15 protein-coding genes are annotated in these 14665 nt (G+C 71.8%); 3 read left to right on the top strand and 12 right to left on the bottom strand.

Going from position 1 to position 14665, the window contains the following annotated elements; genetic code table 11:
- Window positions 1-257: 257 nt before the first annotated feature.
- Entirely contained in the window at window positions 258-1448 is a 1191-nt protein-coding gene (locus J3P44_RS07915; RefSeq protein ID WP_255889753.1) for an IS110 family RNA-guided transposase, read from the top strand.
- A gap of 53 nt (window positions 1449-1501) precedes the next feature.
- Here the strand turns inward: J3P44_RS07915 and J3P44_RS07910 are convergent, their stop codons facing one another.
- A complete protein-coding gene (locus J3P44_RS07910; protein ID WP_255889752.1) occupies window positions 1502-1744 on the bottom strand; it encodes a helix-turn-helix domain-containing protein in 243 nt (80 codons plus the stop codon).
- 58 nt (window positions 1745-1802) lie between these two features.
- On the opposite strand from J3P44_RS07910, the gene J3P44_RS07905 reads away from it, so the two are divergent.
- Entirely contained in the window at window positions 1803-2084 is a 282-nt protein-coding gene (locus J3P44_RS07905; RefSeq protein WP_255889751.1) for a hypothetical protein, read from the top strand.
- Between the two features lie 242 nt (window positions 2085-2326).
- On the opposite strand, the gene J3P44_RS07900 is transcribed toward J3P44_RS07905, so the two are convergent.
- From J3P44_RS07900 to J3P44_RS07890, 3 genes are all read right to left on the bottom strand, one after another.
- A complete protein-coding gene (locus J3P44_RS07900; RefSeq protein ID WP_255889750.1) occupies window positions 2327-3262 on the bottom strand; it encodes a lipid kinase in 936 nt (311 codons plus the stop codon).
- A gap of 66 nt (window positions 3263-3328) precedes the next feature.
- Window positions 3329-4306 (bottom strand): non-homologous end-joining DNA ligase, encoded by a 978-nt coding sequence (ligD, locus tag J3P44_RS07895; RefSeq protein ID WP_255889749.1) that lies wholly within the window; start codon window positions 4304-4306, stop codon window positions 3329-3331.
- A gap of 23 nt (window positions 4307-4329) precedes the next feature.
- Complete coding sequence (locus J3P44_RS07890; RefSeq protein ID WP_255889748.1) at window positions 4330-5334, bottom strand: hypothetical protein; 1005 nt, start codon at window positions 5332-5334, stop codon at window positions 4330-4332.
- A 176-nt stretch (window positions 5335-5510) separates the two neighbouring features.
- On the opposite strand from J3P44_RS07890, the gene J3P44_RS07885 reads away from it, so the two are divergent.
- Window positions 5511-6275: an AAA family ATPase gene (locus tag J3P44_RS07885; protein ID WP_255889747.1), complete on the top strand. Its 765-nt coding sequence runs from the start codon at window positions 5511-5513 to the stop codon at window positions 6273-6275.
- A 22-nt stretch (window positions 6276-6297) separates the two neighbouring features.
- On the opposite strand, the gene J3P44_RS07880 is transcribed toward J3P44_RS07885, so the two are convergent.
- The 8 genes from J3P44_RS07880 to rpoZ form a co-directional block, all read right to left on the bottom strand.
- Window positions 6298-7617, bottom strand: a complete 1320-nt coding sequence (locus tag J3P44_RS07880; RefSeq protein WP_255889746.1) for an RsmB/NOP family class I SAM-dependent RNA methyltransferase — start codon at window positions 7615-7617, stop codon at window positions 6298-6300.
- Entirely contained in the window at window positions 7610-8023 is a 414-nt protein-coding gene (locus J3P44_RS07875) for an MmcQ/YjbR family DNA-binding protein (protein ID WP_255889745.1), read from the bottom strand. Before J3P44_RS07875 ends, J3P44_RS07880 begins: the two co-directional genes overlap by 8 nt.
- Window positions 8024-8032: 9 nt before the next feature.
- Window positions 8033-8971 carry a methionyl-tRNA formyltransferase gene (gene fmt, locus J3P44_RS07870; protein WP_255889744.1) on the bottom strand — a complete coding sequence of 313 codons (939 nt, stop codon included), beginning with the start codon at window positions 8969-8971 and terminating at the stop codon, window positions 8033-8035.
- A 25-nt stretch (window positions 8972-8996) separates the two neighbouring features.
- Window positions 8997-9542: a peptide deformylase gene (def, locus tag J3P44_RS07865; RefSeq protein WP_255889742.1), complete on the bottom strand. Its 546-nt coding sequence runs from the start codon at window positions 9540-9542 to the stop codon at window positions 8997-8999.
- Window positions 9543-9663: 121 nt separating this feature from the next.
- Window positions 9664-11670: a primosomal protein N' gene (locus tag J3P44_RS07860; protein ID WP_255889741.1), complete on the bottom strand. Its 2007-nt coding sequence runs from the start codon at window positions 11668-11670 to the stop codon at window positions 9664-9666.
- Window positions 11671-11803: 133 nt separating this feature from the next.
- Window positions 11804-13006, bottom strand: coding sequence for a methionine adenosyltransferase (gene metK, locus J3P44_RS07855; RefSeq protein ID WP_255889740.1), 1203 nt, complete (start codon window positions 13004-13006; stop codon window positions 11804-11806).
- Window positions 13007-13076: 70 nt separating this feature from the next.
- Window positions 13077-14339 (bottom strand): bifunctional phosphopantothenoylcysteine decarboxylase/phosphopantothenate--cysteine ligase CoaBC, encoded by a 1263-nt coding sequence (gene coaBC / locus J3P44_RS07850; protein ID WP_255889739.1) that lies wholly within the window; start codon window positions 14337-14339, stop codon window positions 13077-13079.
- 13 nt (window positions 14340-14352) lie between these two features.
- On the bottom strand, window positions 14353-14664 hold the full coding sequence (rpoZ, locus tag J3P44_RS07845) for a DNA-directed RNA polymerase subunit omega (protein WP_255889738.1): 312 nt from the start codon (window positions 14662-14664) through the stop codon (window positions 14353-14355).
- Between the last annotated feature and the right edge of the window lies 1 nt (window position 14665).

Here is a 14665-nt window from a genome sequence, read left to right as displayed (position 1 = left end):
CTGACGGACGCCGACGTCCGCTCATCGGCTGCTTGTTCCATTGACCCAGGACCGGTGCCTGGCGAGGCTCGGTCCAGGCGCCCGGGTCGTCGCTCTCTCATCGGCTGCCCACGCTGGTCGTGTGGCTCTCATTTGGCCTGCGTGACCCGGGCGTCGCCAGGGCAGGGAGAGGCTCAAGAGGGGTTTGTGCGACTCGAAGCAGCGTTGCCCTCCCGGCTCGACAACCAGTGGCGGGCTCGAGCATCGGAGGGAACAGCGTGAAAACAACTACAGGTCGGGTCGTCATCGGCATGGACCCGCACAAGCGCTCGGCGACGATCGAGGTGATGACCGCCGACGAGACCATCCTGGGCGGCGGGCGGTTCGCCACGGACCGTGATGGTTACGACGAGATGCGGCGCTATGCCGGTCAGTGGCCGGACCGGGTGTGGGCGATCGAGGGGTGTGCCGGGATCGGCAAGCACATCGCGGTCCGGCTGTTGGCCGATGGCGAGGAGGTCGTCGACGTCCCGCCGAAACTGTCGGCCCGCGCGCGGGTGTTCGCGACCGGGCAGGGCCGCAAGACCGACGCCACCGACGCGCACTCGGTGGCCCTGGTCGGCACCCGGATGACCGGGCTGCGGCCGGTGGTCACTGACGAGCAGCTGGAGGTGCTGCGACTCCTGGTCGACCGGCGCCGATCACTGGGGGAGGAGCACACCCGCAAGACCTCCCAGCTGCACCAGCTGCTGCTCGAGCTCATCCCGGGCGGGGCCAAGCGGGACCTGTCCGCGGCCCAGGCGAAGGCAATGTTGGCCAAGGTCCGACCCCGTGACGCCGTGGGCAAGACGCGCCGCCGGGTGGCCGCCGAGCTGGTCGCGGACCTGGAGCGGATCTATGCCCGGAAGAAGGCGGCGAACAAGGAGCTCACCGAGCTGGTCACCGCGACTGGAACCAGCTTGCTGGACCTGCACGGTATCGGACTCACCGGTGCCGCCCGGTTGCTGGTCGAGGTCGGCGACATCACCCGGTTCCCGAACAAAGCGCACTTCGCGTCCTGGAACGGCACCGCACCGCTGGATGCCTCCTCCGGTGACCAGGTCCGGCACCGGCTGTCTCGTAAAGGCAACCGACAGATCAACCGGGTCCTGCACACTATGGCCCGCGTGCAGCTCCGCAACCCCACCGAGGGCCGGGCCTACTACGACCGCAAGAAGGCCGACGGGAAGGCACCGATGGAAGCCATGCGGTGCGTGAAGCGCCGACTGTCCGACATCGTTTTCCAGACCATGCTCAACGACGCTGTCCGCACCACTGAGGCGACGACGAGGACGGGCCCGGGAGGACAACGGGGAAACGACTCTGAATCCAGCGCGGCCGGCTCGCATCCCCACACCGGCTCTTCGGACAAGTCACTTCCCGGACCCGCCAGACAACACCCTAGAACTCCGCTTCCTGCTGCGTCTTGACACAGAGGGGTGCCAGATCCGGAAACTCAGGTCGCCAAGGGGGACACACCCAGTCAGGGTGAGCGCGGCGTCACGTGCAGTAGCTCGCCTGCTGGAACGTCGAGCGCATCCGCTATCGCGAACACGTTGAGCAGACCTACGTTGCGCTCGCCGCGCTCCACGCCGCCGATGTACGTCCTGTGAAGCCCGGCCCTGTGCCCCAACTGCTCTTGAGACATGCCAGCTTCCTCGCGATGCCGCCGGACGGCAGCCCCGAAGTGGAGCAGATGCTCGGACGGGGCAGCGGTCGGTGTCACGAGAGAACCATCAGCGCATGATGCCTATGAGTCGACAGACTATGAGTATCATTGGGCCATGGCTCATCTCTGGCGCGTGGAGGTTGCGGGCGTCAGCCACCGATACGTCGAGGCTGACACTGTCGATGATGCGGTTGCGACCGTCCGTGAGGCCGTCCTCGACTCCTTTGACCTACAAGGCCGGCCGGCACCACCAGCAGTCGCTCAGATCTATGGAGAACTCACGCGTTCTCAGAAGAAGAAGGTGCTGACTGCTCTAGACGGGCTCATTAACCCAGATGGGCTGATCGACGCCAAGCGCGCTCGGAGGCGGCTGGCCGCCAGATCAAGTACGACCTGATGACGCAGGCATGGGTGAAAAGCAAGTTGGCGACAGCACCGCCAATCCCCGACCCGGAGGTACTTCGCCGACTCCTCATCCAAGTGGAGGCGCGGCACGTTCAGGACGTCCGCCAGCGCCTTCACAATCTCGGGGCGATTGAATAACGACGTACGCCACATTCGGTGTTTCCGCAGGTCAGAGGCTTGCCGCCGCCGTGGCTAGACAATGCTAACCGTGATCTGGATGCCCACGGGACGATCCTAGGGACTCCCGGTGTCGTCCATCCGGGCGGCTCGGCTGTGGGCGGGTACGACGACGTGCAACGCGTTGCGGTCGACCTCGAACGTCGCCGGCGTGGTGGCGGCGACCTCGCCGTCGAGGTTGACCTCGACGGGCTCATCAGTGACCAGCCGTAGCCGCCGTGTCGTCAGGTGGTGGACCCGGTCGTGCTCGACCAGGTGGCCGGTGCGCAGGAGGCGGGCGATCGAGACGTGGTCGCGCAGCCGGCCCTGCTCCACGGCGTACACGTCGAGGAGGTGGTCGTCGATGGAGGCGCCGGGGGACACCGTCAGCCCGCCGCCGTAGTGCCTGCCGTTGCCGACGGCGACCTGCATGAGGTCCTCCAGCTCGAGGACGGTGCCGTCGTCGAGCTCGAGGCGCGCAGCGAACGGGCGGTGACCGCGGTATGCCGCCAGCGTCGCCACGGGGTAGGCGAACCGTCCGAGACGGCGCTTGAGCCGCGGAGTCAGCTGGCGGGTGACCGCGACCGAGAGGCCCAGGGAGGCGACGTTGAGGTAGGCCCTGCCGTCGACCCGCCCGAGGTCGACGTCGACCACCTTGCCGTCCAGCAGGGTGTCCACGGCGTCGGTCAGGGCCGTGGGGATCTCCAGGGTGCGGGCGAAGTCGTTGGCGGTGCCGAGCGGCAGCACGCCGAGGGTGGTGGTCGTGTGGGCGACGAGCCCCGCGGCACAGCCGATGGTGCCGTCGCCGCCGCCGACGACCAGGAGGTCGGGCTCCCCGGCCATGGCCGACCGCAGGGCGCCCACGAGCTCGTCTCCGCCGTGGGCGGGGTGGACCAGCACCTGCTCCGAGGCGCGGCGCAGCGCCGACTCCACCAGCGGCAGCGCACGGGCGCCGGTTCGTGAGGCGGTGTTGACGACGACGGTGACCCGGTCGGTGCGAGGCTGGGTGTGCATTCCTCGAAACTACGGGGGCAGGGTGAGAGGACCGTGAGGACGACCTGTGCGCGGGCTGTGGACGACCTACTCGTCCTCGTCCGGCTCCGGCGGCGCCTCGGCGCCCTCCGACTCGTCACGCTCGGCCCACTCGAGCAGCGGGGCGATGTCGAAGGGATGCCCGTCGATGTCGGCGTGCAGGTCGCCGATGCGGGCGAAGCGTTCGGGCATCGTGTAGATCGTGAAGTCGTCGGGCGTGCAGCCGTCGATCTCCTCCCACCGGACCGGCGCGGAGACGCGCGCCTCGGGCACCCCACGCGCGGAGTACGCCGCCGCGATGGTGTGGTCGCGGGCGTTCTGGTTGTAGTCGACGAACAGCTGGGCGGGGTCTCGGTCCTTGCGCCACCAGGCAGTGGTGACCTCTCCCCCGGCCCTCCGCTCGACCTCGCGCGCGAACGCGAGCGCGCCACGGCGTACGTCCTGGAACCCGTGGTCGGGCGGGATACGGACGTAGATGTGCAGCCCCGAACCGCCGCTGGTCTTGGGGAAGCCGACGGCCCCGAGCTCGTCGAGCACCTCGTGGGCCACGTGCGCCACCCGCTGCACGGTCGCCCAGTCGCACTCGGGTCCGGGGTCGAGGTCGATGCGCCACTCGTCGGGCTTCTCGGTGTCCGCTCGCCGGCTGTTCCACGGGTGGAACTCGACGGTCGACATCTGGACCGCCCAGATCACGCTCGCCAGCTCGGTGACGCACAGCTCGTCGGCGGTGCGCTTCCAGCGGGGGAAGAACAGCTCGACAGTCTCGACCCACTCCGGCGCCCCCGCCGGCAGCCGCTTCTGGTGCACCTTGTCGCCGGCGAGGCCCTTCGGGAAGCGGTGCAGCATGCAGGGGCGCTCGAGCAGAGCGTTGACGATGCCGTCGCCCACGGCGAGGTAGTACTCGACGAGGTCCAGCTTCGTGGCACCCGGCTGGCCGACTTCCGTCGGCGGGAAGTACACCCGGTCGGGATTGGTCACCTTGACGACACGGTCGTCGACCTCGAGCTCGATGAACGGCGACGCCATGGCCCGACCCTAGCGGCGGCGCGCTACTTGTCGGCAGGCTTCTCGGCAGGCTTCTCGGCGGGAGCCGGGGCCTCAGCCGGCTGGTCGACCGTCACCGTGACCGGGTCCGACCAGCCCTCGTCGGCGTACTGGCTCTCCGGGCGGTGCCAGCGGAACTCGGTGGTCTCGGTGACGCGTACGTCGACGCGCGCCACGCCGTCGGGGCCGGCCACGACGACCTGCCCGACGCGGGTCCACGCGCCGCCTGGTGCGCGGGACTCCAGGACCAACGGGTCCCCGGTGACGCGACCCCCTGCGTCGGTGACCCTGCCGGTGATGGCCACCTGCTCGCCGGCATCGGCCCTGGCCCGGTCCACGGCGGCGGCGGTGCTGAGGGCGATCCCCTCGAAGTCGAAGGTCGAGCCCGACGCTCGGACGGCGTCGAGGTTGAAGGACTGGCCGTCGCAGCCGAAGCCGGTCACGACGAAACCCGCACCATCACCGTGTGCAGCGGCGAACGCCGAGGGGGTCGCGGTGCCGGCCTGGTCGACCGGAGACAGTGTGGCCAGGTCGACGAGCGCCCAGTCGTAGGTCAGTGCCGCGGCGGACACGTCGGTCCACGCCCCGGCCGGCGCGTGGACGGCGGCGCGCCCGCGCCAGGCCGTGCCGGGCGGGCTGGACGGGGTGATGCTCATGACGTAGGAGACGCCCTGGCTGCCGGCCGACGAGGTCACCGACACCGAGGAGTCGAATCCGGCGAGGGAGTCGAAGCGGGCGAACGGACCGGACGCGGTTCCGGGCGCGGCGGGCACCAGGCCGAGCGATCGGCGGCCGAGCGGGGCGTCATGGGGGCCGAGGTTGAGCCGCGACTGGGGTGCGCTGGCGGGCGCGAACAGGTTGTCGCACCCGACGTAGGTCAAGAAGACGTCAGCATCCCCGGTGCTGGGACCCGTCAGCGTACGAGCGCCGTCCGCCTGCGCCGGAGCCGTGCCCAGCGCGGCCAGCAGTCCCGTCGCGGCGACGGCTGTCATTGTGGTGCGTAGACCCATGCTTTCCTGCTCCCCGTCACGGCACACCCCTCCGGTGCGCCGCGTGTGGCCAATCATGCTCGGCCGCGCCAAGGTTGTGAACAGGTGGCGCCCAGGCGAAACGGGAATGTTGCCTCCGGGGCATCTGATCCCCTCCCTCCGGGTGGGCGTCGGGGGCGACGGCTACGTTTGGCGCCATGCCGCTGAGGGGTGCTGACGTCCCGCGCCACCCGGTCCGTCGGGTCGAGGCCGACCCCGGTCATCCCCTGGTCCCGGATCGATACCCAGCCTCGATCCCGGCCGTCACGCAGGTGCTGTCCACGGGGCTCGACCTCGCGCCGGGAGTGACCTTCCTCGTCGGTGAGAACGGGTCGGGCAAGTCGACACTCGTCGAGGCGATCGCGACGGCGTTCGGGTTGTCACCCGAAGGTGGCAGCACCCACAGCAGGCACTCGACCCGACCCACAGAGTCGGCGCTGGGCGGTTCGCTGCGCCTGGTGCGCGGAGCCGGGTCGAGCAAGTGGGGCTTCTTCCTGCGGGCCGAGACGATGCACGGCTGGTACTCCTACATCGAGGACAACCCGAAGCCGCCGACAGGGCCGGCCGACGTGGCCTTCCACGCGATGAGTCACGGAGAGTCGTTCCTGGCCGTTCTGGAGTCGCGGTTCACGGGCAAGGGATTCTTCTGCCTCGACGAGCCCGAGGCCGCCCTGTCGTTCTCCTCCACGCTCGGTCTCGTCGCCGCCCTGCAGCGGGTGGTCGCCCGGGGCGGGCAGGTCCTCTGCGCCACGCACTCCCCGGTGCTGGCGGCGATGCCCGGCGCCCGGATCCTGGAGGCGGGGCCGTGGGGGCTCCGCGAGTCGGCATGGCAGGACCTCGAGATCGTCGACCACTGGCGCCGCTACCTCGCCGAGCCGTGGGCCTACCTCCGCCACCTCCAGGGGGACGAGGGGGACGACTGAGCCGGGACCTGTCCGGTCCCGTTCAGCCGACGGGGCGTCGGCGCAGCGTGGCCGCGAACATCGCGTCCGTACCCTCCCGGTGCGGCCACAGCTGGAAGCGGTCGACCTCGTGGGTGTCGTCGCGCCTCGCGAGCACGGCGGCCACCACGTCCACCGTCTCGGCGACCACGGGCGAGCAGGTCGCGTAGACCACCACTCCCCCCGGCCGGACCGACTCCAGCGCCACGTCGAGCAGCACCTGCTGGAGCCCGACGAGCACGTCCACGTCCGCCGGCGTACGCCGCCAGCGGGACTCCGGTCGACGGCGCAGCGCACCCAGGCCGGAGCACGGCGCGTCGACCAGCACCCGGTCGAAGGTGCCTGGGACCCACGCGGGTCGGGTGCCGTCGCCGGCCAGGACGTGCACGGCCTCCGGCGGCACCGCGCGCATCGCGGAGGCCACCAGGGTGGCGCGGTGCGGCTGTCGCTCGTTGGCGACCAGGCGCGCACCACGCTGGGCCGCCAGGGATGCCAGCAGCGCCGCCTTGCCGCCCGGTCCGGCGCACAGGTCGAGCCAGCGCTCGTCGCGCCCCAGGAGCGGGGCGTCCGCCATGGCGAGGGCGACCAGCTGCGATCCCTCGTCCTGGACCCCGGCCCTGCCCTCCGCCACGGCCGGCACCGCGGCGGGGTCGCCGCCCGCCAGCACGACGCCGTACGGCGACAGGGTGGTGCGGGTGCCTCCGGCCACCTCCAGCTCCGCCACGTCGGCGAGGCCGGGTCGGGCCGCGAGCGTGACGCGTGGTGCGGCATTGTCGGCCACCAGCAGCGCCTCGAGCTCGTCGTCGCCGCCCAGTGCCTCGGCCAGCAGCTCGACGACCCAGCGCGGGTGGGAGTGCGCGACGGCCAGGTGCCCGTGGAGGTCTCTGGTCCGGTCGGGTGCCACCTCCGCGATCCACTCGGCCAGGGGACGGCGGCTCACCTTGCGCAGCACCGCGTTGACGAGCCCTGCGGGTCCCTGTCCCACGCTCGCCCGCACCAGGTCCACGCTCGTCGAGATCGCCGCGTGGTCCGGCACCCGCATCGAGAGCAGCTGGTGGGTGCCCAGGCGGAGCACGTCGCGCACCTCGTCCTGCAGCCGGGGCTTGGTGAGGCAGGCGTCGATGACCGGGTCGTAGAGCCCCTGCATCCGGATCGCTCCCGACGCCAGCTCGGTCGCGAGGGCGGCGTCGCGGCCCTCCAGGCGGTGCTTGCGGAGCACCTGCGGCAGGACCAGGTTGGCGTAGGCCCGCTCGGCGCGGACCGCCGTCAGCACGTCCAGGGCCGCACGCCGGGATCGGTCGACGGGGCGGCGGCGCTCACTCACCGAAGAGCTCCCGCGCCAGCTTCTTGGGCGCCCGTGTCGCCCATGCGTCGGTGATCACCTCGGCCAGCTCGTCGCGGGTGATCTCGCCCAGCCGGGACTGCTGGACCAGGACGGCGTTGAAGCCCTTGAAGTGGTCGATGGTGAAGAACGGCGTCGACTCGTCCTCGACGAGCGCGTGCTTCTCGACCTCAGTGGGGGTGATGATCACGACAAGGTCGTCGTACATCTCCCCCGTCTCGGGGTCCACCGCGCTCTTGTGCGGCGCGCGGTAGAGCACGAATCCCCTGCCCTTCTCCCCACGCGGCACCTTCCACGTCGGTCGGTCGCCCCACGAGATCCCGAGCTCGGTCTCCGGCAGCGAGGCGCAGATCTCGTCGATGTCGTCGGGGCGCGCCTTCCTGCTCATCCGCCGACCCTATGACAGGGCCTGGCCGCCGAGCCGGACCCCCGACTCCAGGCGTACGCCGCGCGCCCAGTCGGCCGCAGCCATCTGCTTCTTGCCGAAAGCCTTGACCTCGCCGAGCTGCACAGGGGTGGTGCCGGTGCCGACGAAGACGGCGTTCTTGGTGACCTCGAGGACCCCCGGCGCCAGCTGCGGCCGGTCGGTCGGCGTGACCGGACCGATCTTGATCCGCTCGTCCTCGAAGGTGCTCCACGCCCCGGGCGCTGGCGTGCAGGCACGCACCTGCCGGTCGATCGCGACGGCCGGCCGGGTCCAGTCGACCTGCGCGTCGTCGACGAGGATCTTGGGGGCGAACGAGACGCCGTCCTCGGGCTGCTCGCGCGCTTCGAGGGAGCCGTCCTCGATCCCGTCGAGGGTCTGCACCAGCAGGCCGGACCCGCCTTCGGCGAGGCGCTCGAGCAGGTCGCCCGCGGTGTCGGTGGGACGGATCCGCTCGGTCATCACGCCGAAGATCGGACCCGCGTCGAGCTCCTTCACGATCCGGAACGTGGTGGCGCCGGTGACCTCGTCACCCGCCCACAGCGAGTGCTGGACCGGCGCGGCTCCACGCCAGGACGGGAGCACCGAGAAGTGCAGGTTGATCCAGCCGTGCGGCACCAGGTCGAGGGCCGACTGCGGCAGCAGCGCGCCGTAGGCCACCACCGGGCAGGCGTCAGGGCGGAGCTGGGCCAGCTCGGCCTGGAACGCGGGGTCGCGCGGGTGCTCGGGCTTGAGGACGGGTACGCCGAGCGCCTCGGCGCGCTGCGCCACCGGGCTCGCGACCAGCTTGCGGCCGCGCCCGCTCGGGGCGTCGGGACGGGTGACGACGCCCACGAGCTCGTGGCGGCTGGCGGCGATCGCGTCCAGCGCGGGCACGGCCACCTCAGGGGTGCCGGCGAAGACGACGCGCATCAGCTCCGCCCTCTCATCGGGTCTCTCACAGGGCGAATCCGTTCGTGGGGTGCGGACTGACCCTGACCGTCGGCCGCTCGAGGCCGAACCACTCCGACTCGCGGATCTCCTTCATCGCCGCCTTGCGGGCGGCGGTGTCGAGCTTGTCGATGAAGAGGATGCCGTCGAGGTGGTCGGTCTCGTGCTGCATGGCGCGCGCGAGCAGCTCGGAGGCCTCGATCCGCTGCGGCTCGCCGTGCATGTCGAAGCCGGTCGCGATCACCGACAGGGCGCGCAGACAGTCGTAGGTGAGCTCCGGCAGCGACAAGCACCCCTCGGCACCGTCCTGGGTCTCGTCGGAGAGCTCCAGGGACGGGTTGACCAGGTGACCGACCTCACCCTCCACGTTCCAGGTGAAGACGCGCAGGCTCACGCCGATCTGCGGCGCCGCCAGACCGGCCCCGGGTGCGGCGAGCATGGTGTCGGTGAGGTCGGTGACGAGCTGCCGGACCTCCTTGTCGAAGTCGTCGACCTCGGTGGCGCGCTGGCGGAGCACGGGATCGCCGAAGAGGCGGATGGGCTGGACGGCCACGGATCTCCTTCTCGGATCTGGGTGGAGCTGGGCGGATCGGTGCGCGGGCGGCAGGCGGAGCGGTCAAGTCTAGGGACGGGTCAGCCACGGGCCGCACCGAGTCCGCCTGGAGCTGGTTGGGCTAGATGGTGAGCGGGTCCACCTGGATCCGGACCGGGTCGAGCTTCCGGGCCGACCGGAGCCGCTGCAGGTCGCCGAGCGCCAGGGACAGGGACGTACCTCTCGACCACGGCACCCGCAGCAGCACCCGGTGCTCGTCGTCGACCGGGACCGGCCCGAGGACCTCGGCGCCGTCGGGGAGGTCGAGCAGGTGCAGGGCGTCGTCGAGCGCACCGAGGTCTCCGGTGACGGTCGCCATCCGGGCGCCGGGAGGCAGGTGTGCCTGCGCCCGCTCCTCGGACTCACGGCGGGCGAAACCGGCCGGGTCCCACCGCACGAGGGCCTGCAGCGCGGGATGGGCCGGGTCCCCGACCGCCACGACGTGTCCGCCGGCACGCACGAGGGCGGCGGCGTTGATCCAGCGGCGCAGCGCCTCCTCGGCCGCCCGCATGTCGTCGCGCGCCAGGCTCAGCCACGTGTCGAGCACGACCACGGCCGCGTAGCCCCCGTCGGCGACCGGCTCGGCGCCCACCGTGGCCACGACGATGTCGGGCTGGGAGCCGACCCTCTCGACGACTCGTTCGCCGCTGCTGCTGCGCACGGTCGTCCCGGTGAACATCCGGCCCAGCTCCTCCGCGGTGCGCGCCTCGCCCCGCACCGGCGCCCGCAGTCCGCGGCCACCGCACGTGGCGCACGCCCAGGCGGCCTCGACATGGGCGCACCAGCGGCACTGCGGCGGCACGGTCGGGCCGGACACGACGAGCGGGCCGGTGCACACGGTGCAGCGCGCCGGCGCCCGGCAGGTGTCGCACGCCAGCGACGCGGCATAGCCGGCCCGTGGGGTCTGGACGAGCACGGGACCGGACTCCAGCCCGCGACGGATCGCGTCGTAGGCGGGTCGAGGGATGCGGGTGCCGACGGACCGGTCCTCGGCCGGCACGGCCTCGACCCTGGCTCGGCGCCGGAGGGCCTCGCGCGGGACCGCGAGCTCGTGGGCCCAACCGGACCCGACCAGCTGCTGTGCCTCGGGCGTCCGGGCCACGGCACCCAGGAGTGCAGCCGTGCCCTGCTGCTCGGCCCGGGCGACCAGCACCTCGCGGGTGTGGGGGTAGGGCGCGCGGGGTTCGGCGTGCAGGTCGTCGCCGTCGTCCCACAGCACCACCAACCCGAGGTCGTGGACGGGGGCGAAGGCGGCCGACCGGGTGCCGACCACGATCCGGCGCGCGCCGCGCGAGACGGCCAGGAAGTCGCGGTAGCGCGCCGCCGGGCCGCCTTCGGCGGTGAGGCACACGTGGTGTCCCTCACCGAGGAGGGCGCTCAGCGCTGCGTCCACGCGACTGACGTCGCGTCGGTCGGGGAGGCAGACCACGGCGCCCCGCCCGGCGGCGTACGTCGTCGCCACGGCCTCGGCGACCATCGCGGGCCAGTCGTCAGCAGGCGCCGCCGACCACACCGCGCGCGGTGACTCCCCGGCCGCGAGCCGGCGGAGGAACGCGTCGGCGTGCTCGACCTCGGCCCAGGCCCGCGGCGCAGGCGGGGTGACGGCCGGCGCCGGCACCGACGGCTGCTTCTCGGTGGCCGCGTGCCGCGGTGGCACGGCGAGGCGGAGGACGTCGGAGCGCGCGCCGGCGTAGCGACGGGCGAGCGTCGCGCTCAGCTCGGCGATCTCGGGAGCGAGGACGGGCTCGGGGCTCACCACCCGACGCAGCGGCTGGAGAGGACCGGTGTGGTCGGTCTCGCTCACGCGCTCGACGACGAAGCCGTCCACGTCCTGGCCCGCGAAGCGCACCTTGACCCGGGCGCCCGGGACCGCGGTGTCGGCCATGGCCACGGGCACGGCGTAGTCGAAGGGGCGGTCGAGGTGGGCCAACGCGATGTCGACCAGCACCCGTGCGACGGGGTCGGTGTCGGCAGGCTGCCACGAGGCCGCCTTGCGCCGTCGGGTGGCGGCGGCCTTGGCCTTCGCGTCGTCCACGGCAGCACGAAGCCCCGGAAGCATGTCGGCTTCCGGGGCTTCGTGTGCGGTCATGCGGGGATTCTGTCAGCGCCCCCCGACAGCCCAACCCGATGGCGGGAAACTGGCACTTCCAGGCCGTTGCAACCCCCTGGAGATGACGGATTCCCCGCGTACGCGGGGAATCCGACAAGCAGGGCGCAGCGGCTCAGATCCCCGCGGCGGCCCTCAGCTTCTCGGCCCGGTCGGTGTTCTCCCATGTGAAGTCGGGGAGCTCGCGACCGAAGTGGCCGTAGGCCGAGGTCTGAGCGTAGATCGGGCGGAGCAGGTCGAGGTCGCGGATGATCGCGGCCGGGCGGAGGTCGAAGACCTCGAGGACGGCGTCCTGGATCTCCTGGTCCGTGACGACACCGGTGCCGAAGGTCTCGATGAAGACGCCCACCGGGGCAGCCTTCCCGATCGCGTAGGCCACCTGGGCCTCGCAGCGACGGGCCAGGCCGGCGGCCACGACGTTCTTGGCGACCCAGCGCATCGCGTAGGCCGCGGAGCGGTCCACCTTGGAGGGGTCCTTGCCCGAGAAGGCACCGCCGCCGTGCCTCGCCATGCCGCCGTAGGTGTCGACGATGATCTTGCGGCCGGTCAGGCCGGCGTCGCCCATCGGGCCGCCGATGACGAAGGTGCCGGTCGGGTTGACCAGCATCCGGTAGCCGTCGGAGGGCAGGTCGAAGCCCGCGAGCACCGGGTCGATCACGTGCTGCTTGATGTCGGCCTCGAGCTGCGCGTGCTCCACCTCGGGGTTGTGCTGGGTCGAGAGGACCACGGTGTCGATGCGCACCGGGCGGTCGTCCTCGTCGTACTCGATGGTGACCTGGGTCTTGCCGTCGGGCCGCAGGTAGGCGAGGACGCCCTCCTTGCGGACCTGCGACAGGCGCTGGGCGAGCCGCTGGGCGATGGTGATCGGGAGCGGCATGAGCTCGGGCGTGTCGTCGCAGGCGTAGCCGAACATCAGGCCCTGGTCGCCCGCGCCGCGCTTGTCGAGCTCGTCCTCGGAGTCGCCGACACGGGACTCGTGGCCCGCGTCGACCCCGGCCGCGATGTCGGACGACTGCGCCCCGATCGCGACCTGCACTCCGCAGGTGTGGCCGTCGAAGCCCTTGTCGGAGGAGTCGTAGCCGATCTCGAGGATCGCCTTGCGGACGATGTCGGCGACCGGGGCGTAGGCGCCGGTGCGGACCTCACCGGCCACCACCACCAGGCCGGTGGTCAGCAGTGTCTCCACCGCCACGCGCAGGTTCTCCCGGTCGGGGTCGGTGGCCATGAGGTGGTCGAGCACCGAGTCGCTGATGCGGTCGGCGATCTTGTCCGGGTGACCCTCGGTCACGGACTCGGAAGTGAAGAGGCGTCCAGCCACGTCGTACTCAATTCTTGTGTGGAACGGTTGGAATGAACGTACCTGCTGCCCAGCACCCGGGACGCGTGTCTCACTCGGCGAATCGCCGGGCGACCTCGTCCCAGATCACGTGGGCCAGTGCGGTCTTGCTGCCGCGGGGCACCTCGACGACTGCGCCGTCGGCGCCCAGGATGACCGCCTCGTTGTCGAGACTGCCGAAGACGGCTCCCCCGCTGACGTCGTTGACGACCAGCAGGTTGCAGCCCTTGCGCGCGAGCTTGGCGCGGCCCAGCTCGAGCACCGACCCCGTCGCGTCCCCGGTCTCCGCGGCGAAGCCGACGATCACGGCTCCCTCGCGGGCCCGCTCGCGGGAGATCTCGGCGAGGATGTCGGGGTTCTGGGCGAGCTCGATCGGGGGCGCCGACCCGTCCTCGGCCTTCTTGATCTTGTCGTCGCTGACAGTGGTCGGCCGGAAGTCAGCCGGAGCCGCGGCCATGACGACCGCGTCGGCGGTCGCGGTGGCCGCCACCACCGCCTCCCGCAGCTGCGCGGTCGTCTCGACCCGTACGACGCTCGCGCCGGCGGGGTCGGGCAGCGACACGTTGGCGCTGACGAGGGTCACGTGCGCGCCGCGCGAGGCGGCCGCCCGGGCGAGGGCGTAGCCCTGCAGGCCCGAGGACCGGTTGCCGAGGAACCGCACCGGGTCGAGGTACTCGCGGGTGCCCCCGGCCGACACCACGACCTTGCGGCCGGCAAGGTCCTGGGAGGCGACGTCCTGGGAGGCGGTGCCGCGGTCGAGGACGGACAGCACCAGCTCGAAGATCTCGACGGGGTCGGGGAGGCGACCCTTGCCGGTGTCGGCGCCGGTGAGCCGGCCCTCGGCCGGCTCGATGACGACCGCGCCCCGCTGGCGCAGGGTGGCCACGTTGGCCTGGGTGGCGGGGTGCTCCCACATCTCGGTGTGCATCGCGGGGGCGAACACCACCGGGCACCGGGCGGTGAGAAGAGTGTTGGTGAGCAGGTCGTCGGCCAGCCCGTGGGCGGCCTTGGCCAGCAGGTCGCCGGTCGCGGGGGCGACCACGACCACGTCGGCGCGCTGGCCGATCTGGACGTGGGGCACCGCGTGGACGTCGGTCCACACGTCCGTGGCCACCGGCTTGCCCGACAGCGCGGCCCACGTCGGGGCGCCGACGAACTCCAGAGCAGCAGCCGTGGGCACGACGGTGACGTCGTGCCCCGACTCGCTGAACCGGCGCAGCAGCTCGCACGCCTTGTAGGCGGCGATCCCGCCCGAGACCCCCAGGACGACCCTGCGCGACTGTTGCGGCTCCTCCGTGCGAGACCGTGAGGTCACCGCGAGGCTCGCGTCACTCCGGGGCGTCGCCGGCAGCGGCCTCAGCGGCAGCAGCCTCGGCGGCGGGGTCGATGTCCTCGCAGGTCAGGAGGTCGTCGTTGATCTCGCGGAGCGCGATCGAGAGCGGCTTCTCCTGCACGTGGGTGTCGACGAGCGGGCCGACGTACTCGAGGAGGCCCTCGCCGAGCTGGGAATAGTAGGCGTTGATCTGGCGGGCGCGCTGGGCGCTGTAGAGCACCAGCTTGTACTTGCTGTCGGTCTTGCTGAGCAGGTCGTCGATCGAGGGATTGGTGACGCCCTCGGCGGCGATGGTGGGAGAAGCCACG

Origin of the sequence: Nocardioides astragali (genome assembly GCF_024436375.1) — a bacterium.
Lineage (GTDB): Bacteria > Actinomycetota > Actinomycetes > Propionibacteriales > Nocardioidaceae > Nocardioides > Nocardioides astragali.
The sequence above is the reverse complement of the archived record's forward strand: the minus strand, read 5'-3'. Positions and strand labels throughout refer to the sequence as shown.

Bases quoted from the DNA above. Each gene is read 5' to 3' on its own strand.
- J3P44_RS07900 (WP_255889750.1), bottom strand. From the start codon at position 3,262: ATGCACACCCAGCCTCGCACCGACCGGGTCACCGTCGTCGTCAACACC.
- J3P44_RS07860 (WP_255889741.1), bottom strand. From the start codon at position 11,670: ATGACCGCACACGAAGCCCCGGAAGCCGACATGCTTCCGGGGCTTCGT.
- J3P44_RS07905 (WP_255889751.1), top strand. From the start codon at position 1,803: ATGGCTCATCTCTGGCGCGTGGAGGTTGCGGGCGTCAGCCACCGATAC.
- fmt (WP_255889744.1), bottom strand. From the start codon at position 8,971: ATGCGCGTCGTCTTCGCCGGCACCCCTGAGGTGGCCGTGCCCGCGCTG.
- J3P44_RS07875 (WP_255889745.1), bottom strand. From the start codon at position 8,023: ATGAGCAGGAAGGCGCGCCCCGACGACATCGACGAGATCTGCGCCTCG.
- ligD (WP_255889749.1), bottom strand. From the start codon at position 4,306: ATGGCGTCGCCGTTCATCGAGCTCGAGGTCGACGACCGTGTCGTCAAG.
- J3P44_RS07885 (WP_255889747.1), top strand. From the start codon at position 5,511: ATGCCGCTGAGGGGTGCTGACGTCCCGCGCCACCCGGTCCGTCGGGTC.
- J3P44_RS07890 (WP_255889748.1), bottom strand. From the start codon at position 5,334: ATGGGTCTACGCACCACAATGACAGCCGTCGCCGCGACGGGACTGCTG.